Here is a 19231-nt window from a genome sequence, read left to right as displayed (position 1 = left end):
TTTTGGTGCACTTATTACATTGACATTATAGCGCAGATGATTGTGCAGCGTGAAATTAATAGGGTGAAAAAGTGGCTAATGTTAATTAACGAAAGATAAAATGGTACAGCATGGTGGATTTAGACATAATATGACTATATGTTAACTGTTATTATGCCGAAGCCAAACATTTGCGACCGGTGCCTTTGTTACGCACCTAGGCCGCATTCACAACACTGGTTACCGTGAACTAGCCATACCCGCAGTTATTTCTACCCATAGCATCTGTAACGTTTACGCATATTTTTTGCGGTTATTGCCGCAAAATGCGCTATGATATTGAGGTTAACTTAAACCTTACGAGGTAAATTATGGAGTCTAAATATTTTTACGTCATTTATAACCCGGTTGCGGGCTCGGGGACCGCACGCGCGGTTTGGAAAATCGTCAGTGCCGCCCTGGCTGAACAGGGTGTGGCTTACGAGATTTATGAATCCCAGTACCCCCGGCACACGGTCCAACTCGCCCAACAGATTGCGCTTGGTGAATTAAAGCCCAACTCGGTCCTGCTCGTCATGGGCGGTGATGGCACCCTCAATGAGGCCATCACCGGCCTGCACCTGAGTGGTAACCCGCAGCACCTGCCAGTCGCCTACATCCCCGCCGGTTCCGGGAATGATTTTGCTCGGGGCATCGGGCTATCACAAAAACCCCTGGTGGCGCTCAAGCAAGTACTCGAGGCAACCGAACCCCTGCACCTAGACGTGGGTACGTACACCGAACTAGTCAGTGGTAAACGCGGGTACTTCGTCAACAACTTTGGCATTGGCTTCGATGCCGCAGTGGTTACCGCCGCCAACGCCGCCGCCTCTAAACACCTACTGAACCACGTGCACATGGGCGCACTGGCATACATCGCGCAGGTGGTGCACGTGCTGGCTAGACGGCGCTCATTCACCATCACCGTGACGGCGAACGGTAAGACCGAAACCATCAAGGATGCCTACCTCTGCACCACGACCAACCATCCCTACTTCGGGGGCGGGGTCCGCATCCTGCCGGAAGCACGGCCGGATGATGGTCTGCTCGACCTGATCGTCGTTGACCGCCCGAACCTCTTCGCCTTTGCGTCCCAGGCCTTGCAGTCCATCGCGGGCCGGCCAGTCGGTAAGAGTACGGCGCGGCACCACTTCAAGAGTGACCACATCGAGATCAGCACCCCGACCAAGCAGTTCGCCCAAATCGACGGCGAAACCATGGCCGAACAGAACTACCACGTTGAATTTGGCCTGACCGAGCAAGACTTCTGGATCAAGCCAGATAAAAACGCAGCAAAGCACGCAATTAAAAATTAAATGGTCAGCAGAAAAATGGTCCGGGCGAAATTGTCCGGACCATTTTTTTGATTACTAGCAGTATTTTTAAACTAACTGCGCACAGAAGCGAGCGAACGCCGCCCGACCGGCTGCATCTCGCTTAAAGACGCCGGCATCTTCGAGAACGCGGGTGAACACACGCCCAACCGCCTGCTGCAGCTGCGCCGTGGCGTTTGCTTCCGTCCAGTTACACTTAGTCGCCAGGGCTTCTGCCCACGGCCGGTGTATCTCCGCCATGGCATTAGGCTGCCCGAGTAGGAACTTGCGCACCTCGGCCAACTCGCCCTTGAGCCGGGCTGGCAAAATGGCGAGGCCCATGACTTCGATCAGCCCGATGTTCTCGCGCTTGATGTGTTGCACGTCCGCGTGGGGGTGGAAAATTCCGTCCGGGTACGTGGCACTAGTGTTATTATCCCGCAGGACGATGTCGAGCTGATAATCATTACCAACGCGCCGAGCAATCGGGGTGACCGTGTGGTGGCGGGTGCCGGCAGCATCCGTTGCCTTGATGTTCACCGTGGGATCACTATAGGCTGCCCACGCGGCGCGCACTTGTTCCGCGGCCGCAGCAACCCGCGCCTGATCACTACCACTTAGGCGAATGACGCTCATCGGCCACTTGACGATGCCCGCGGCCACGTCGCTAAAGCCGGCCACGGTGATTGGCGTTTCAACCTGCGCTTTAGCCATCGCAAAGGTGTGCCGTCCGCCCTGGTAGTGCTCGTGGGCGAGCATGGAGCCGCCAACGATGGGCAGGTCAGCGTTGCTCCCGACAAAATAGTGCGGGAAGAGCGTCACGATTTTGAACAGGTTCGTGAAGGTCTGGGCGCTGATGTGCATCGGTTCGTGCACGGAATCCAGAAAAATGGCGTGCTCGTTGAAGTAGGCGTAGGGCGAATACTGGAAGCCCCACTGCCGGCCCGCCAGTTCGAAGCGGACGATGCGGTGGTTAGCGCGGGCGGGATAGTCCGGCCGGCCCTGGTAACCCTCATTTTCCATGCAGAGCTGGCACAGGGGGTAGCCGCTGCTCTGCCGCTTGGCAGCCGCGGCGATGTCCCGAGGATCTTTCTCCGGCTTGGACAGGTTCACGGTGATCTCCATGTCGCCATACTCAGTCGCCGCGGTAAAGGCCTCGTTTTTGGCGATTGCCCGCGTCTGAATATAATTATTCGCCCGGCTCAAATTATAGAAATAATCCGTGGCCTGCCGCGGTGCCTGCTTGTACAAAGCCCAGAAGCGCTGATTGACCTGTGACGGCAGGGGCGTTGCTAAGCTCATCAGCTCAGCGCCCAAGATGGCCCGCGCACTCGCCGTACCCGCCACCGCGCCGTTAGCAACGGCCAAATCCAGCAGCACGTCCAAGTTGCTTAAGTCGTCCGCACCGGCCTGCGGTGCCTGCGCCGTGTCGCCAACCAGCGCGTACACGCGGTTGCGCAGGTAAATCCGGTCCAGCTCTGTATAGGCTGGATTTAATTTTAGACAAAATTGGCCAAAACTATCAATCGCATTCACTACGCTTGCGCCCCCAATGCCCGCGGACCATCCGCAATTTCAGCCCGGTAGAACTCCGCCGGGTGGCCAACTACCGCCGCGTATTCCTTGCCGACCGCCGCAATCACCGCGGCGACCTGCGTGCGGTCAACTAGCGCAATCGCGCAGCCCCCAAAACCGGCACCGATCATGCGTGCACCTAGGACACCCTTTTGCTGCAGGGCGCTGTGCACGAGCGTGTCGAGCTCCAGACCGGTCACTTCATAGTCGTATTGCAGCGACACGCCAGATGCGCTGACTAAGTGACCAAAAGTGGCGAGGTCGCCGCTCTTGAGTGCTGCTGCAGCACGGATCGTCCGCTGGTTCTCCAGCACCGCGTGGCGGGCGCGCTTCAGCAAGGTGCCGTCGCCAATCAAGTAGCTGTACTCATCGAACTTGCTGGCATCCAAGTCGCCGAGACTGGTGATATCCAGCTCCGTCTGCAATTTTGCGAGCGCGCTGTCGCACTCACTGCGGCGCTCGTTGTACTTCGAATCGGTCAGTTGCCGCTGCTTCTTGGTGTTCATGATTAGGATTTCATTTTCACCCAGGTCCAGTGGCAGGCGCTCGTATTCCATCGTGTTCGTGTCCAGCAAGGTGGCGCTGTTAGCCTGGCCCATGCCAATCGCAAACTGGTCCATAATCCCGGAGTTGACACCAATGTAGTCATTCTCAACCGTCTGCCCGTAATGCACCCGCGTCAGCATCGGCACGTCCAGCCCGTACATATCGTTCGCAATTTCACCAATCAACATCTCGAGCGACGCGGAACTGGATAAACCGGCCCCATCCGGCAGATCGCCCTGAATGTACACGTCCAGGCCCTGGCCAAAAGTGGCCCCATTTTGTGCCAGCACTTGCAACATCCCCACGGCGTAATCAACCCACTTGTGGACCCGCGGCCGGTCTAAATCACTCAGCGGCACCCGCAAAATTCCGTCCGCGGGGAAATTAGCGGAGTAAAAGTTAAAACTAGCACTACCATTTGACCGCACTGCCGCGTAAGTCCCCAGGCTGATCGCACAGGGGAAGACGTGACCCCCGTTATAATCGGTGTGTTCGCCGATCAGGTTGATGCGACCCGGGGCAAAGAAGTATTGCTCGGGCGTGGCGTGAAACTGTGCGGTGAAGCCTTGGGTCAACTCAGTGATTTCCATAATTATTCCTCCTGTTAACGGCGGGAACTTTCCCGCAAAATCAACTCACTAGCAACGGTGACGTTCACTGGCGTCTGCAAACCACCCTTTTGGATGTGCTGCAACAGGTCCACCGCTGACATCCCCATTTCCTCAGTCGCGACGTGGACCGTACTCAGGCTGGGGCTCATGTAGCGGCTGACCGCAATATCATTGAAGCCAATGACGGCAACATCTGCCGGCACCTGGCGACCGCTTTCCTGCAGCGCCTTGATTGCCCCGATGGCGAGTGAATCGTTGGCGGCGAAGAATGCGTGCGGCAACTTGGTCCCCAATTTGGTGATTGCCTGCTGCATCAGCTGGTAGCCGCTCTCAATCGTGAAGGGGCCGGTGAAGATCAGCCGCTCGTCCAAGCGGTCCCGAGTGCGCATGTACTCGCGGAACACCCGCGCCCGTTCGTCGACCAGCGGCTGCCCGTCCCGCGTCTCCTCCGCGCCAGCAATCATGCCAATCTGCTGGTAACCACCCGCCAAGAAGTGCTCGATGATGGTCGCCACCGCGTGCTGAAAATCAGTGGTGACACAGGAAATACCCAGATCCAGCGTGTCCTGATCGACCACCACCAGCGGTTTGCTCAGACCGGCCAGCTTGCGGAGCTGCGCGGCACTGTACTTGCCAATCGCGATGATGCCACTCAGCCCCCGTTTATCCGGCAGGTCCGCGGCGGCAAAGTTCCGCTCGACCGCAAAGCCCTGCGCGGTTAGTGCCGTCTCCACCCCGAAACGGATGGTCCGGTAATACAGGTCGCTCATCTCCCCGGCCGCCGAATACCATTGCAACACGCTGACGCGCCCGCGCTTGGTCGTGGCCGCGGACTTGCGCTTTTTGTAATTCAGCTGCTCCGCGGCGGCAAAAATCCGCTGCCGGGTGTCCTTGCCCACCTGCAGGCTACTATCGGCATTCAGCACCCGCGACACGGTGGCACTGGACACACCAGCGGCCGCAGCAATATCCTTAATCGTTGCCATCAATTGGCCCCCTTTTAGTAAATATAATCACTAGTTTTACTAAATGTTACCGCTATCATACCAAGCTAGCGCACGCTTGACTAGCACTTTTGTCCGGAAATTTTAGTTAATTTTCCTGCCAGTACACAAAGCACCCCGCCATTCACCAATGACGGGGTGCCTGTAGAAACATTAATTAATTTTCCTTAGTCAGTTCCTGCTGCAGCTGCCGGGCAGCGGTCTTGTCTCCGGTATAGATGAGGTGGTCGCCCGGTTCGATCAGGGTATCCCCATGCGGCGCCACGAAGTGTTTGTTGCGGTAAATACGACTGATGGTTACCCCAGCAATGTTCGGCAGGCTGGACAACGCGATCCCGGTGTAACGGCGGTTGCGAACTTCCGCTTCATAAATACCGGCCTCGGTATCCGTGAGCAGTTTGAGTGTTGATGGTGTCTCAATCAGCCCCCGCAACAGCGAAATGTTGACGTTGAAGCTGTTGAAAATCTCCACGCCCGCTTGCTCCAGCTCATCCAGGCGCTCAGACTGGATCTCGGTATCAAAGCGTGCGATGATCCGCGGCACGTGCCGGGACACCGCCGCAACGGCCAGGTCATAGTTGATATCACTCTGCCGGTAACCGAGCACCAGCAAGTCCGTGTCGAACACGCCCGCTGCGGCCAAGGTCTCCGCGCTCATGTCCTGCACCAGCCGCACGTCGGCCGCTTGGCTGTTGTACGTCCGGTAATTCTTCTCGGAGTCAGTAACCATGTGAATGTCGTAGAGCGTTGCGGGCAGCTTTTGCGCTACTGGAATCGTGAGCAGGTTGGTGCCCACGAACTGAACTTGCGTCTTCCGCAAGTCCTCTGGTTCCGGCTTGTAGAAGCGGTTGAAGATGATTGGTGCGACGATGCAGGTCAGAACCGCCGCCAGGGTGAAGGCACCAGACTGCTGGTCCGTGATCGCGTGCAAGTTGCGCGCCACCTGCAGGGTCGGCAGCACCAACGTGATGGTCGTGGCACTGAGCGATGCCCCCGCAAGCGCGTTCCCCCGCGTGAAGCGCCGCCGGAACACGAAAAAGGGCACCATTTTGGCGATGAGGAAACAAGCGAAGAACAGCGGGATGAGGATCAACGTGCTGGGACTGGTCATCATGCTGCGCAAGTCCAGCTTGGCCCCGGTCGTGATGAAGAAAATCGGGATGAAGAAGCCGTAACCAATCGATGTCAACTTGTCCCGCGTTAGCTCACTCGGGTTGAGCAATTTCATAACCATGCCGGCAAGGAAGGCCCCGAGGATATTCTCGGCCCCCACCTGCTCGGCCACAGTCACCAGCACGAAAATCAGGAAAAAGGCCAGCCGAATATCCAGCTGTGTGGTTGATTTATCAACGTTTGCAAAAAAGCGGTAAATACTTTTGAAGCGCCGCAGCAAAACAATTGCGACCACAAAGATAATCAAGATAAACCAGATGCGCCCCGCGTGACCCCCGTTAATCGACGAGTAAACGGTCAGCGCCAGCATCGGCACGACTTCACCCAGCACCGCCGTCAGCAGCACCGTCTGCCCAAACGGCTTGCTGAGCAGTTCTTTTTCCTTGAGCGCAGCAATCACGATTCCCAGAGCGATGGTGCTGAACAAAATCGTCGCCAGCAGCACGTCGCTGAACAGCCCCGTAAACTTGAGGAGCAGCGCTAGGATCAAGGCCACAATCAGCACCCCCGCAAACGCCGTAGCCGCCAAGGTCGTTGGGTTCGGCCCACTCGCCTTCTTATTGCCAGCCGGCTTTTTGCTAAAGAGGTCAAAATCGATTTCCATCCCGGACAGGAAAATCAGGATGATCACGCCCAGACTCGACAGGAAAGTCAGGTCCGGCGTGGTCCGCACCAAATTGAAGCCGGTCGTACCGATGATGACGCCGACAATAATCTCGGCGACCGCAGTGGGAATGAAGCTAATTTTGAAGCGGGCCATCACGAGCGGTGTGACGAGCGCAGCGACCAAGACGATGAGCAAGGAAAATTGTGCCATTATGTTCCTCCGTATCCAAAATCCGTTAAGTGTTACCCCACATTTTAACCCGCAATCGGCCTCCTGTATCGTTCAAGCGGCAAATCAATTCGCGTGAATCCAGATTGTCAGCTTGCTTGCTGGCCACCGCACACGCTAAGCGGCGCAAAATTTAAGAAAAGCGCCCCAATACTAGCAAGTTATCGCGAACATTACCTTTTCGTAAGCCTAACCACCTTTACCAAGCGCTGTGGTGTCGTATAATAGATATGAAAGCGTTTCACCATTCGTTCACCGTCACTTAGGAACATGAAAAATGAGGTGACCACATGCATACTGAATTAATGTTTTTCCGCATCATTCCCCGCCACGCAATCTGGGGCGGCCCGATCATGCACAATTATTTTGGCTACAACGTCCCCGCCCAGACCGGGCAGGCGTGGGTCTTTTCCGCGCACAAGGACTTCACCAATGTCTGCCAAAACGGTGACTACCGGGGCCAAACCCTCGCCAAAATCTGGGACATGGCGCCCGAACTGTTCCGGAGCAAGTACGAGCACTTCCCCTTCGTCGTGTCGCTAGTCGCGCCCGCTGAACAGCGCAGCGTCCAGGTCCACCCTACCGACGCGGTGGCCCAGGCAAAGGGCTTCCCACACGGCAAAAGTGAGGCGTGGGTAATCCTGCAGGCCCCTGAAGATGGCAAACTCATCTATGGCAGCAATTCCGACGTGAAGACCACGACGGACCGGATCACCAAAGAAGATTTTGCCGGGCTCTTCCGGGAGATCCCCGTCCACACGGGAGACGCCATCTACATCCCCGACGGCACCATTCACGGTCTCGGTGCGGGCAACATCGCCTACCAGATCCAGCAAGTCAGCGACCACAGCTACCGCATCTATGACTACGGCCGCAGCGAGGTCGACGGCAGCAAGCGGCCGACCGCCATTCGTGACGCGGTTGATAGCATCAACAGCGCCCCCGAAGAGTACAACACAACACTGCGCTACGTCCACCCAGACGGCAGCGACATCCTGAAGAAGGATTCCTTCACCGCCCACGAGTACATCGGCAGCAGCGAGTTCTACCTGAGCTCCATGACCGTCCACGGCCACGCCCGCATGCGCAAACAGTCCTACTGGCTCTGCACCGTCGTCAAGGGTACCGGCCGCGTGAACGGCCACACGGTGCGCTTTGCGGACAACTTCATCATCCCGGCAACCGTTAGCCGGCTGGAGCTGCGTGGGAACTTCACGCTGATGATCAGCAGCGAGAAGCGAATTATTAATGTGTAACAGAGCGGAACGGGACGGTTTGAAGCTGAGCATTAACGTACTCAAGACTAAATGCTTGGTTTTAAGCATTTGGGCTTGAGTGTGTTAAGCGGAAGCTTCAGTCCCGTGGAGCTCGACTATGAAGCGGAACGGGACCGTTAAGCAGTACGTACCACACGCAATATATCTGCACAATCTGCAGGCAAATGAGCGTCGCGCATATCATGTCGGCGCTATTTTTGTGTGATTCAAAGCTACCGCGGGGAGGAGTGCCGCTGCTCCACTGCGTATATGCTTTCGCGTGGAACAGCCCGGGGCCAGCTACAGACTAGCTACGCGAGTCTTCCGCTTAAAAATGAGCCCGCATCGCTGCGCTCAACGCGGTCTCATTTTCACCCCCTGTTGTTAAGCAGAAGCCCACTGCTTAACAACAGTTTGGGCTTTACGCGGCATATACTCCGTTACGCAGCGGCACCCCTCCCGGCTACACTCGTTTTATCGGCTAGATAACAAAAAGTTTACTCAACGACAATATGTTGACCATACAGATTTTGAACAATTAAAAAAGAACCTCAGAAAACGGGGCTCTCTAATGGATCACAATCATACGCACACGTGTGTTTCACTGCTTCAGCTGCTTCAGCTGCTTCGCCAGAATATCCTTAAGCACCAGAAACGCATCTTGGCGGCTATAGCCGTAGTCGCGCTGCAGTTCGGCAATCTGCTGGCGCAACTCACTAGCATATTTTTCAACGGTCACCCGCTGCGAATAACTCGTCAGCACGGGGTACTTTTTTGCCCACATTGCGGTCCAATCAATCTTCTGCTCGACCGCTTGGGGAGTGTGCATGATGGCGTGCTCGATTTTGTCGATGTCTCCGTCAAAGCTGACCAGCTTGTCTAAAGTGAGCTCATACAAGCTGGCCAACTTCTTCGACTGGTAAATATCCGGTAAGGTCTCACCCGTCTCCCACTTAGAAATCGTCTGCCGACTCACACCCAGATCAGCCGCAACCGTCTCTTGTGATAGCCCCGCCTTGCGCCGCGCTGCAGCTAAGTTTTGCCCTAAATTCATTATCCAGCCTCCTTATCCGTTAGAAACAAGTTCATTTTACTAAGCGGCAACCACCCACACCACCAATTATCAGTGGCAATTATGCCCGGATCATTAACTAATTGGGCAGACCAAATCCCACATTGGTTAATGGATACTAATAAAAAAGTTCCCCGAGTCACCCGAGGAACCCAATACAGTTAATGTCAGTGTTTATGAACAGCCAAACGGACAGTGTTGAGATTCGTTAATACCACTGCAGCACTTTAGCTTCAGGATATCGCGACTTAATGACTTTAAAGGCACCCTTACCCAAACTGCCGACCACAATCAACGGTTTGCTACCAGCTGGAAACTGTTTTTGTAATTGCGCCATTGTGAGCATTTCCCAATCCAAATCAGGAAAGCGTTTCTGAATTGCAGCAAAATCCGCTTCTATCTGGGGCTTCTCAGTAAATGTACTAAAGGTTGGCGCAAGGCCGAAACCCGTCCGGTCGAATCCCGCGACCAATGCGCCCATATAATCGACAAAATATACCTTTTGCTTTGACAGTTCATCAAGCTTTGCAGCAGTGCGGGTATTTACATCCTCCATATTTATTCTCCCCTTCTTGTAAACGGTTACAACCACATTGTACATCTTTTCTCAAGCTATAGTTCAGCGACTAGTTTATTCATAATCGAGTGCCAGTGGAGAGGCAATGAGCCTTGGAGGGGCACTTCATAACATAGGTATCGTTTTAGGCAAAGCTGCGTGGATTTGTTGATTACACTAGGTGAATGAAATCGCAGAAAGCTTATGTAGAGCGGTGGGCGCTCAGACCCACCCAAAAAGCCACCACAACATTTTGTGATGACTTCCGCAGTATCTATTAACTTTACTTTGCCAGCAGCTTTTCCGCGTTGCCGTGGAACATGGCTTCCTTCTGGTCAACAGTGAGAACGTCGGTGGTCTCGAGCTGGTCGGCCAGCTTCTGGATCACTGGCTCTGGCGTGTATGGGTAATCCGCACCGTAGAGGAAGTGGTCCGGGTTAACAATCTGCAGCAACTGCGGCAATTGGTACGGCAAGACCATGCCGGCCATATCGTAGTACAGGTGCGGCATTGCTGCGAGGAGGCTATCGGTGGCGGGCTCCCCGCCGTCAGCGAGGAACTTGCTACCAGCTTCGACCCGCTGGGCAATTACTGGCAACAAGGCGCCGGCGTGCGGGATGATCCAGGTAATGTTCGGGTAACGGGAGAAGATGCTGGCCTGGGCCATGTTAACAAGCGTCCGCGTGGTGTCGAAGAAGAATTCAACCAGTGGCGTCTTCACGTGTTCGTTGGCCTTGATGTCCTGCTTCTGGGGTTCGTTGGGGTGAATGGAGACAATCGCGTGGTCAGCATCCAGTGCGGCCATCACGGGGTCGAGACTCTTGTCACCGATGTAGACACCATTCGCGTTAGTTGGCAGGGTGAAACCAGTTGGGTTGAAATCGCGGCGGATGTCCTTAACTGCCTGGGCACTGGCCTGAGCATCTGGTAGTGGCAGTGAGGCCATGAAGCCGAACTCGTCTGGATACTTCTGCACGCATTCAAAAGCGTACTGGTTGATGCTCTGCACTAGCTGCTGGTTTGCTTCAGTCGTATCAGTACCAACGCTGGTGTGCGGGCTGGATACGGAGATGATGGACTTAATAATGTCCAAATCCTGCATCATCGCGCGGTGGGTTTCGATGTCCCAGTCAGGGGTGGCAACACCATCGCCGCGACCGTTGAACTTGTCTGCCAAGTACTGGCGGTATGTTGGTGCAATATAGTGGGTGTGGAAGTCGATTTTATGCATGTATTTGTCCTCTATTTTCTTTGGCGTTGTTGTTATTTGTTATGATGGTACCAACTATACGGGCAAAAGTTGGGAGGCGACAGGTACAGAATTTTGGATTCTGTACCAAAGCGCATGCAAAAGACAAAAATAGCGCAGAGCAAGCAGCGCTTACTCTCCGCCTTAGCAAAATTATTGAGTTACACCGCGATTGAGGACGTCCGCATCACGGATCTATTAACGGCGGCGCAAGTCAGCCACTCCACCTTCTACCGTTATTGGGCAACCAAGGAGGAGTTCTATTCCTGGGTGCTCAACTACTACATGGACGGCCTATCAATGGCTGTTCAAGCCAAAGACACCTCGCCGCTGCAATTCTATCGGCACTATTTTAGCTATATTAACGCTAATGCCGTCTACTTCCGCACGTTCAATAATAGTTCCATCTGGCCCCAGTTCAACTACGAACTGTACCAAATCGGTATTGGCATCTACACCGATTCCTTGCAGCAGATGGGTCTACCTAAACAGCGCGCCTACCTAATTGGCAGCTACGTCGTGAGCGCCCACATCGGGGTGGTCATGAACTGGCTGCGCGAACCACAGGACCAGAGCGTCACTCCGGAACTACTGGCGGCAACCGTGACCACCATGAGCAGCGCCGCACTAGCGAGTCAGGGCATTGAACTCGAGCAACTATTTCCATATCACGGCCAGCACAAGCGCTAAATCATTTACAGAGTCCGCAGCTGCCCGCGGAAATCGCTGAGCTGCTCGTGCCCCTTCGCGCGCAGCTCCGTCTTCAGCTCATCCAGCAGCCGGGCAAAGACATCCACACCCTCCTTATGCAGCGTAGTGCCCACCTGCACCATGTCGGCGCCGCAGAGGATCAGCTCGTAAACATCACGGCCAGTCCGCACACCACCGGTCCCGATGATGTTGATCTCGGGCCGCAGCCGCTGCCGGAACGCGCGCACGTTGGCCAGCGAGATCGGTTTGGCGTAAGCACCACCGATACCGCCAAAGCCACCCTTGGGCTTGACCAGGGCCGTGTCGGTGTTGGCGTCGATCATCAATCCATTACCCAGGCTGTTCATGGTGTTAATGAAGGTCAGTGGGTATTTGTTCAAAATTTTGGCCATCTGATCGAACTGCGCTAGGTCGAAGAACGGAGGCAATTTCACCCCGAGCGGTTTGGTGAAGAATGCAAAGAGTGCGTCCAGAATTTTGACGGTCTGCTTGGGGTCGTAAGCAGTCTGCGGCTCCCCCGGAACGTTCGGGCAGCTCAGGTTGATTTCGGTTAGACCGTTGAAGTCGCTGTCCTGAATTTTGTGCGCCACGGCGATGTTTTCTTCAAAAGTCGTCCCAACGATGGACATAAAAATAGCGTCAGTGGGGTGTTGCTGCTGATAGTTGTGGACATATTCCAGGTAGTAATCAATGCCCAAGTTCGGCAAACCCATGGAATTAATGCTGCCGAGCGTTAAATCAGCATAGCGTGGTTCCGGATTCCCCTGGCGCGGCTTAACGGTCGCGCTCTTGGTGATCAGGGAACCGGCTACACTATTGCTGAGCTCGTCCAGGTCCTTCTTATCAAAACAGTTCACCCCGCTGGCGTTCATCAGTGGGTTGGTAAATTCGTAGTTACCAATTTGTGTCCTTAAATTGAGCATCTCTGCACTCCTTTATTTATTGACAGTGGTCATATTCGCGTTGCCAACAGTCTAGCGCATTGCCGCCGCGGCGACAAGCGCTCTTTTTGATTTCCGCCTTTACGCCTGCAGCAAGCCATCTGCGAAGGCGGCGACATCATCCCCAGTCACGGCCAGAACATCTGCCTGCCGCGCCGCCCCCGCCTGGAACAATTCCAGCAGGGTGCTCAGCGCGGTGGCTGTAGCGGCCTGACTGCGGCTAACGCCGGCTTTGAACAGGTAATTCTGAATCAACTTGTACACCTTCTGGTAATCAGCCGGCAATGCGTGCACAGCTGCCATGTGCGCCCGCCACTGGGCCTTGCTATCCAAAATGTTCATGCTAATTACCTCCCTAGTTCCCGGTGCACATCTGCGTTCAACTTGGCGTGCCAGCGGTCAGCCAGCGTCTCCGTGCCCGACTCCCGGGCCGCCGCGACGGCGAAACCCTGAATGTCCTCCCCTAGCGCCGCCTGGACGGGCAAGTGCTCGGCAGCCGTCTCCTCCATTAGTTCAACGATCCCCTGCATAACGGGAAACAGCTTGCGTCCACTAAAGCCGCCGCGTACACTGTGTTCCGCATCCACGCCGCCGCCCCAAAGCGTGGTCGTGATCACCTGCCAAGCATCCTGATAGTCCGCCGGCAAGACAGCCACCCGTGCAGTTAGTGCTGCCAATTCTTTGTCCATATCACTGCCGGTAACTAGTTCCCAGAAATTGCTCATTTCACGCCTCCTGTTTCTTCCAGCTGCGCCAATTTCGCCGCTAGAAAGTCCCACTTTTGCCAAAATGCGGCCAAATATGCGCGCCCCGCAGCATTCAAAGTGTAAAACTTGCGCATCGGCCCCACGCTGGACTTGCGCCGCTCAACGTCTAGCAGACCCTTCTTCTCTAGTCGCAGTAGCACCGTGTACACGGTGCCCTCAACGATATCCTCGAAGCCCAGCTGGGTGAGGTACTGGGTGATTTCGTAGCCATAGGTCTCCCCAGCCGCGATGTGCTGCAGCACGATGCCTTCCAGCACGCCCTTTAATAACTCGCTTAATCCCTTCATTGCGTCCTCCATTGCATTACTAGGTACTGCTACATAATAAGACTAGGTAGTAGCGGGGTCAAGCCCTATCCGTAAAAAGCGGTCCCGCTAGCAAGTCAATGTTTGCTAGCGGGACCGCTTAGTGAGCGTTACTGTTCCGGATACAATTCCAGCGCGGCCTGTGCGTCTTGCCGCAGTTGTTCAACCACGCTCGGCGGGTCGATGACTTTAACGTGGGCGCCCTGACTACGCAACCATAGCAGCGTGCCCTGAATGTAGGCGGTCACCTTGATCTGTTGCCATCCTACTGGTAGCGGCTGGTGCGGGTGCTCCAACTCAGTGGTTTGAAAATGATCCTGAATCGTATCGATTGCCAAATCAGTGTTGAAAGTCACGGTTTCCTGCCGGCCCATCGCCAGCGTCGCGGTATATTGGCGGTGCTCCTGCACTGAAAACGCGTTATGCGGAATGGCTCGGCCCCGGTCGTGGAAATCAACGCCCTGAATCCGATCCAGCCGGAACATTTTGACCGCGTCCGTCTTCTCCATCCGCATCACCGTGTAAAAGTAATGCGTCTCAAAGAACATGGCGAAGGGCTGCCCCCGGTAAGGCTTAGGCTTGACGGCGTTGCTAGGCGTGTAGCGGAAACTCAACATCTGCTGCTTGTCGATCGCAGCGGTAATCTCCTGAACCATCGTCGGCACTTGCTCAGCTTGATTAATTGGCTGGTAACTTGCCCAGCTGAGTTTGATGTCGTCATCGAACTCCTTCTGCTCAGTGGCCGCCAATTCACTACGGAGCTGCTGCAACAAATACTCGACATTTTTCCTGGGCAACGCCCGCGCGGCCAGCACAATCTCCGCCATTTCAACTGCCGGCAACAATTTTCTTGTCTTGCGTTCACTCGTTAAGCTGTAAGACATCTCTGGCCCGGTCACGACCTGGTGCGGATCGCCAGATTCAGCCAGCGCCCGCCGAATGAAGGTCACATCCCGCCCGTACGTGCGACTGCTGCTCTCATCAAAAGGCTCAGGTTTTTCAGCCAGTTCAGACCATTTTTGTTTTGTTAATGTGCCCCCATCGAGCATCGTCAAAAAAGCTAATAAGACGCGTTGCCCACTACTTGGACCGACTTTAGTTGCCATCAGCCTCAATTCCCCCATTCTTTTATCGTTACCTTTAATTTACACGCACCAAGCGACATAGTATGGCGTTAGCTGCGATTACAAAGTGCTTAGGTAGCTTTTTTACGGATATGCAACCTTTTTTGGGCGGCAAGCAAAGTTTATCTACAAAAAAGCAGCGTGCTAACCGGTTCGGCTAAAGCAAAAAAGTGCCGTCCCACCAACGCTGTGGGACGGCACTTAATTTTTATGAGTTCTGGAGGTTTCAATGAGCCCAAACCAGCTTCTAACCGCCTGGCTCCGCTCTGTTTTTATTCTGCTCGCAGCGCGATTGCTGCATCCTTCCGCGCGGCCATCCGGGCTGGGATGTGACCACCCAAGATAGTAAGGACAGTGGAAATGATGACCAAGACTACCGCGTGCATTGGGTTCAGCACCGCAACTCCTGATAGATCAGTCATCTTCTCCAATACGACATTGATTGGGAAGGTCGCAGCCCAGGCGATGATGACGCCCAGGATTCCGGCCCCGACCCCGAGAATCGCGGTCTCGGCATCGAAGACCCGCGTGATGTCCTTCTTCCGGGCCCCAAGTGCCTTGAGGACCCCAATTTCCTTGGTGCGTTCGAGCACTGAGGTGTAGGTGATGATCGCAATCATGATCATGCTGGTAACCAGCGAGATCGCGGCAAACGCAATCAGGACGTAGGTGATCGCATCCATCAGGCCCCCGGTCAGGCTGGAAACCGTGCCCGCCATGTCGGTGTAGATGACCTTGTCCTTGCTGCTCTTGCCCTTGTTGAACTTGTCGAGGTAGTCGAGCACCTTGTCCTTGTCCTTGAAGTTAGTTGGGTAGATTTGAATCATACTTGGATTCTCGTTGGCCCCTAGCATCGTCAGCAGGGTCGACCGGGTGGATGGGTCCATTGTTTCGCCGGTCATAACATTAGCTGGACTAGCCTTTTGCGCCTTCACGATGGCTGAGTTGTCATTGGCGTCCAGCACCTGTTTGGTGAGGCGGTCGCTGTAGGCAATCCCATCGGACAGCAAGCCATCGCTGTTCTTAGATTTGATCCGGACGACGGCGCTGACCCGCAGCGTCTTGGTACTGCTTTTGGCCGCCATTGCTGCGTAGTCACTGCTTGGAACAAAATTCCGGGTCGGCAACTGCTGGTAGTAGTTGTCATTGGTAACGAGTTTAACCGTGGTCCCAACCAAGCTATTGAAGTTGTACTTCTGATTTTCCTTGACGTTAAAACCAAGGTTCTTCAGGGCGTTGATATTAATGTGATTGTCACGGTCAACGACCACCACGATATCCGTTGCCTTAGTCGGGTAAGACCCGGCCAAAACCTTGTAGTTCTTCTTCAAGAAGCTTTGCTTACCGTTGCGGTCGACTGGGTAAACACTGCCACCAGCGCCGGTGGTCTGAACCCGCAGCGCTGAGGTATCCTGCCCGCCCTGTGCGTCCGGGTTGGTAGTGCTGAACTTAACTGGCTTGTACTTGCCGTCGACTTTCCGGATCAGGTTCATCCCCGTCCCGTAAGTCACCGCAATGTTCTTAGCGCGGGCCTTGCTGAGACCATTCACGTACTTGAGGTACTTGTTGTCCAGCTTGTTAATGTGTTGCGCCTTGTCCTGAATACTGGTCTGCGCAACCACCTTGTTCCCCTTGCTGTGACCCTTGTCGCTCCCGGCCTTCACCGCAGCGGCAGTGTCGGTGCCAATCTGGCTGATGGTGACTGGCATCGCGGACAGGGTCTCCGATTGGGTCTTGTCTATCTGCTTCTGGAACCCGTTGGACAGCGCCAGCACAATGGCAATCCCAATAATCCCGATACTAGAAGCGAACATGGTCAGGAAGGTCCGGCCCTTCTTGGTGCGGATGTTGTTGTACGACAGCCGCAGCGCGGTGAAGTAGCTCATCTTGGTGCGCTTGAGCTTGAAGTCTTCCTTCTTGGTCCCCTCAACGTGGGGGTTAGAATCATTTTGGATTTTGCCGTCCGCAAAGTTGATGATCCGATCCGCATACTGATGGGCAAGGTCCGGGTTGTGGGTGACCATGATGACCAGGCGCTCTTTGGAGAGGTCCTGGATCAGCTGCATGATTTCCTCACTGGTCTGGGAATCTAGTGCCCCAGTCGGTTCGTCGGCCAGCAGAATTTCGGGGTCGTTGGCGATAGCGCGAGCAATCGCCACCCGCTGCATTTGCCCACCAGATAGCTGGCTCGGCTTCTTGTGCATGTGGTCCTTGAGCCCCACGCGGATCAGCGCGTCTTGGGCCCGCTGCTTCTTCTCCGCAGCGGACACGCCGGACAACGTCATCCCCATCTCCACGTTATCCATGATGGATAAGTGCGTGATGATGTTGTAGGACTGGAAAATAAAGCCGACCGAATTGTTCCGGTAGGCATCCCAATCGGCGTCCTTGAATGTCTTCGTGGACTTACCCTTAATGAGCAGGTCCCCGGAGTCATAGCGGTCCAAGCCACCGATGATATTCAGCATGGTGGTCTTCCCGGAACCACTGGGCCCAAGAATGGCAACGAATTCTTGCTTGCGGAAGGCGACGGAAACATCGTCTTGCGCCTTAGTGATCGTGTCACCGACGTGGTAATACTTTTTAATGTGTTTTAGTTCAAGCATTGGCTGCCTCTTCTTTTTTCGATTTTAACTGTGTCCACAGTATAGTCATGACGTTTAGCAAATGTCAACAATTAACCATTGCAAAATTTTGCGCTTATGCTAATGTTATTAGCGAGAATAAGTAGGGGTAATAATTTATGGAAGAAAAAGAGCAAAACACGGAGCTTTTGGGTAAACTTTTCGTCACCTTAGCACAGACAGCATTTCGCAACACTAGTGACGATCACCTGAAGCTGACTCACATTCAATTGCTAGTCCTAATGGCCGTCTACACGAATCCTGGCATCAAGATGTCCGCTTTGGCAGCAGACGTGGGCATCTCCAGCGCCCAGCTAAGCCGGACAATCAGTAAGTTAGAAACGGCCAAGTTGGTGCACCGCGAACACAACGTGCATAATCGCCGCATCGTGAACGTGCAGCGCACCGCAACTGGTGACGCCGTGGCCGAAAAGCATATGCAGTATTTTAAGAGCCAGGTCGACAAACAGTTCGCAGTCCTGACAAGTGCGGAACGGCGCAAGCTAAACGCAGACTTCAAGTCCCTGCTCACGCTGCTGGGCAAGGCAGGGTTTGTGCAAAACGATGCGCTACTGCGCCCAACAAAAACGGACACTAGCACGGCGGAGAACACCCAGCTCAATTAGCGCTATACTAGTCTTATTAACTGCAAAGAGAGTGTTTAATTTATGATTACATTGAAGTCGCCGCGCGAAATCGCGGGCATGGCCAAGTCCGGCGCGATTTTGGCCGGTGTCCACATCATGTTGCGGAATAAGTTACACGTAGGGATGGACACTTGGGACATCGAAAAGATGGTCGACAAGTACATCACCGACCATGGTGCCACCGCCTCCGAAAAGGGCGTTGATGGCTACCTCTATGCCACTTGCATCAGCATTAACGATGAGGTTGCCCACGCGGTTCCGCGCAAGGGCCTGAAGCTGAAGAACCACGACTTGCTCAAGGTCGACATGTGCGTTAACTGGCACGGTTACCAGAGTGATTCCGCCTGGAGCTATGTCATCGGCGAGAGCAACCACGAAATTGACCACCTGATGCACATCACCCACGAAGCCATGTACCGCGGTATCGAACAGGCAGTGCCTGGGAACCGGGTTGGGGACATCGGCTTTGCCATCCAGGATTACGTCGAGAACCAGCACGGCATGGGCGTCGTCCGTGATTTGATCGGTCACGGGATCGGCCCTTCAGTCCACGAATTGCCCGACATTTACCACTACGGCACGCCGCACGAGGGCTTCCGTTTAAAGGCTGGCATGGTCATCACCATCGAACCTATGGTCAACCAAGGCACCTGGGAAATCGCGACAAAGTACATGCCGAACGGCTGGGAATACTACGTCAGCGCTGATCACAGCCTCTCCTGCCAGTACGAGCACACGCTGGCCATCACCAATGATGGTCCCAAAATCCTGACCAGTCAGGATCCAGAGTTCGACAAAAAGTACCTGCTGACACCAGATGAGCTGAATTACCCGGACTTATAAGCTAGTTAACAAATGCGTCCTCCCGCAGTGGGAAGACGCATTTTATTTTGCGTATCAACAA

At 54.6% G+C, this 19231-nt stretch carries 18 protein-coding genes; 5 read left to right on the top strand and 13 right to left on the bottom strand.

The annotated features are described in order from the left end of the window. Positions 1-350 precede the first annotated feature (350 nt). Positions 351-1334: a diacylglycerol/lipid kinase family protein gene (locus tag GN107_RS07940; RefSeq protein WP_155287264.1), complete on the top strand. Its 984-nt coding sequence runs from the start codon at positions 351-353 to the stop codon at positions 1332-1334. 66 nt (positions 1335-1400) lie between these two features. Here the strand turns inward: GN107_RS07940 and GN107_RS07935 are convergent, their stop codons facing one another. The 4 genes from GN107_RS07935 to GN107_RS07920 form a co-directional block, all read right to left on the bottom strand. Beyond that, positions 1401-2867, bottom strand: coding sequence for a UDP-glucose--hexose-1-phosphate uridylyltransferase (locus tag GN107_RS07935; protein WP_155287265.1), 1467 nt, complete (start codon positions 2865-2867; stop codon positions 1401-1403). After that, positions 2867-4042 carry a galactokinase gene (locus GN107_RS07930; protein ID WP_155287266.1) on the bottom strand — a complete coding sequence of 392 codons (1176 nt, stop codon included), beginning with the start codon at positions 4040-4042 and terminating at the stop codon, positions 2867-2869. Before GN107_RS07930 ends, GN107_RS07935 begins: the two co-directional genes overlap by 1 nt. A gap of 14 nt (positions 4043-4056) precedes the next feature. Beyond that, positions 4057-5049 (bottom strand): LacI family DNA-binding transcriptional regulator, encoded by a 993-nt coding sequence (locus GN107_RS07925; protein ID WP_155287267.1) that lies wholly within the window; start codon positions 5047-5049, stop codon positions 4057-4059. A gap of 175 nt (positions 5050-5224) precedes the next feature. Further along, on the bottom strand, positions 5225-7057 hold the full coding sequence (locus tag GN107_RS07920; RefSeq protein ID WP_155287268.1) for a cation:proton antiporter family protein: 1833 nt from the start codon (positions 7055-7057) through the stop codon (positions 5225-5227). 308 nt (positions 7058-7365) lie between these two features. On the opposite strand from GN107_RS07920, the gene GN107_RS07915 reads away from it, so the two are divergent. Next, positions 7366-8331: a type I phosphomannose isomerase catalytic subunit gene (locus tag GN107_RS07915; RefSeq protein ID WP_155287269.1), complete on the top strand. Its 966-nt coding sequence runs from the start codon at positions 7366-7368 to the stop codon at positions 8329-8331. Between the two features lie 601 nt (positions 8332-8932). On the opposite strand, the gene GN107_RS07910 is transcribed toward GN107_RS07915, so the two are convergent. The 3 genes from GN107_RS07910 to GN107_RS07900 all read right to left on the bottom strand — a co-directional run bounded on the left by GN107_RS07910 (position 8933) and on the right by GN107_RS07900 (position 11190). After that, a complete protein-coding gene (locus tag GN107_RS07910; protein WP_155287270.1) occupies positions 8933-9385 on the bottom strand; it encodes a helix-turn-helix domain-containing protein in 453 nt (150 codons plus the stop codon). A gap of 226 nt (positions 9386-9611) precedes the next feature. Continuing rightward, on the bottom strand, positions 9612-9959 hold the full coding sequence (locus GN107_RS07905) for a hypothetical protein (RefSeq protein ID WP_155287271.1): 348 nt from the start codon (positions 9957-9959) through the stop codon (positions 9612-9614). Between the two features lie 283 nt (positions 9960-10242). Further along, positions 10243-11190: an amidohydrolase family protein gene (locus GN107_RS07900; RefSeq protein WP_155287272.1), complete on the bottom strand. Its 948-nt coding sequence runs from the start codon at positions 11188-11190 to the stop codon at positions 10243-10245. Positions 11191-11304: 114 nt separating this feature from the next. On the opposite strand from GN107_RS07900, the gene GN107_RS07895 reads away from it, so the two are divergent. Continuing rightward, the gene (locus GN107_RS07895; protein WP_155287273.1) at positions 11305-11898 is read left to right on the top strand and encodes a TetR/AcrR family transcriptional regulator; all 594 of its coding nucleotides are present in this window, start codon (positions 11305-11307) and stop codon (positions 11896-11898) included. Between the two features lie 5 nt (positions 11899-11903). Here GN107_RS07895 and GN107_RS07890 read toward each other — a convergent pair whose 3' ends face one another. From GN107_RS07890 to GN107_RS07865, 6 genes are all read right to left on the bottom strand, one after another. Then, positions 11904-12842, bottom strand: a complete 939-nt coding sequence (locus tag GN107_RS07890; RefSeq protein WP_155287274.1) for a dihydroorotate oxidase — start codon at positions 12840-12842, stop codon at positions 11904-11906. 99 nt (positions 12843-12941) lie between these two features. Continuing rightward, entirely contained in the window at positions 12942-13202 is a 261-nt protein-coding gene (locus tag GN107_RS07885; protein ID WP_155287275.1) for a DUF1048 domain-containing protein, read from the bottom strand. A gap of 5 nt (positions 13203-13207) precedes the next feature. Next, positions 13208-13585, bottom strand: a complete 378-nt coding sequence (locus tag GN107_RS07880; protein WP_155287276.1) for a DUF1048 domain-containing protein — start codon at positions 13583-13585, stop codon at positions 13208-13210. Beyond that, positions 13582-13914, bottom strand: coding sequence for a PadR family transcriptional regulator (locus tag GN107_RS07875; RefSeq protein WP_155287277.1), 333 nt, complete (start codon positions 13912-13914; stop codon positions 13582-13584). Before GN107_RS07875 ends, GN107_RS07880 begins: the two co-directional genes overlap by 4 nt. A gap of 128 nt (positions 13915-14042) precedes the next feature. Beyond that, positions 14043-15038: a helix-turn-helix transcriptional regulator gene (locus GN107_RS07870; protein WP_196246290.1), complete on the bottom strand. Its 996-nt coding sequence runs from the start codon at positions 15036-15038 to the stop codon at positions 14043-14045. Between the two features lie 290 nt (positions 15039-15328). Further along, positions 15329-17662, bottom strand: coding sequence for an ABC transporter ATP-binding protein/permease (locus tag GN107_RS07865; protein ID WP_155287279.1), 2334 nt, complete (start codon positions 17660-17662; stop codon positions 15329-15331). A gap of 137 nt (positions 17663-17799) precedes the next feature. Between GN107_RS07865 and GN107_RS07860 the strand changes: the two genes are divergently transcribed. Beyond that, a complete protein-coding gene (locus GN107_RS07860) occupies positions 17800-18306 on the top strand; it encodes a MarR family winged helix-turn-helix transcriptional regulator (protein ID WP_155287280.1) in 507 nt (168 codons plus the stop codon). A gap of 42 nt (positions 18307-18348) precedes the next feature. Continuing rightward, entirely contained in the window at positions 18349-19170 is an 822-nt protein-coding gene (map, locus tag GN107_RS07855; RefSeq protein WP_155287281.1) for a type I methionyl aminopeptidase, read from the top strand. The last annotated feature ends 61 nt before the right edge of the window (positions 19171-19231 follow it).

This window comes from Lacticaseibacillus zhaodongensis (genome assembly GCF_009687905.1).
GTDB classification, from domain to species: Bacteria; Bacillota; Bacilli; order Lactobacillales; family Lactobacillaceae; genus Lacticaseibacillus; species Lacticaseibacillus zhaodongensis.
Note: the sequence above shows the minus strand (reverse complement) of the source record. Positions and strands in the feature narration are given on the sequence as shown.